The organism is Azospirillum formosense (genome assembly GCF_013340925.1).
In the GTDB taxonomy this organism is placed as follows: domain Bacteria; phylum Pseudomonadota; class Alphaproteobacteria; order Azospirillales; family Azospirillaceae; genus Azospirillum; species Azospirillum formosense.
This window is the reverse complement of sequence record NZ_WHOR01000550.1, coordinates 1-623: the sequence shown is the minus strand read 5'-3', so window position 1 is coordinate 623 and position 623 is coordinate 1. Positions and strand designations below refer to the sequence as shown.

The 623-nt window shown below is 69.7% G+C and carries 1 protein-coding gene; it reads right to left on the bottom strand.

Annotation, left to right across the window (positions count from 1 at the left end; genetic code table 11):
• Positions 1 to 623 (bottom strand): Rossmann-fold NAD(P)-binding domain-containing protein (locus tag GBZ26_RS29775; RefSeq protein ID WP_486598856.1); only part of this gene is annotated, 623 nt, incomplete at both ends.

Sequence of the window (623 nt, the reverse complement as noted above, 5' to 3'; positions counted from 1 at the left end):
CACCGAGCCCGGCTTCATCGAGGCGACATGCTCGCGCGTCACCAGGATCGGCGCCTTGCGCCCGGGGATCAGCGCCGTGGTGATGACGATGTCCTGCTTCTTGATGTGCTCGGCCACCAGCGCCGCCTGCTGGCGCTTGTAGTCGTCCGACATCTCCTTGGCGTAGCCGCCCGCCGTCTCGGCCTGCTTGAACTCGTCGTTCTCGACCGCGACGAAGCTGCCGCCCAGCGACTGCACCTGCTCCTTGACCGCCGGACGCACGTCGGTCGCCGAGACGATGGCGCCGAGCCGCTTGGCCGTGGCGATGGCCTGCAGGCCCGCCACACCGACGCCCATGATGAAGGCGCGGGCCGGCGGCACCGTGCCCGCCGCGGTCATCATCATCGGGTAGGCCCGGCCATACTCGCTGGCCGCATCCACCACCGCCTTGTAGCCGGCGAGGTTGGCCTGGGAGGACAGCACGTCCATGACCTGGGCGCGGGTGATGCGCGGCATGAACTCCATGGCGAAGGCGTTCACCCCGGCCGCCGCGTAGGCGGCCACATGGTCGCGGCTGTTGTAGGGGTTGAGGATGGCGAACAGCAGCGCGCCGCGCTTGATCAGCGCCAGCTCGTCGAGGTCCC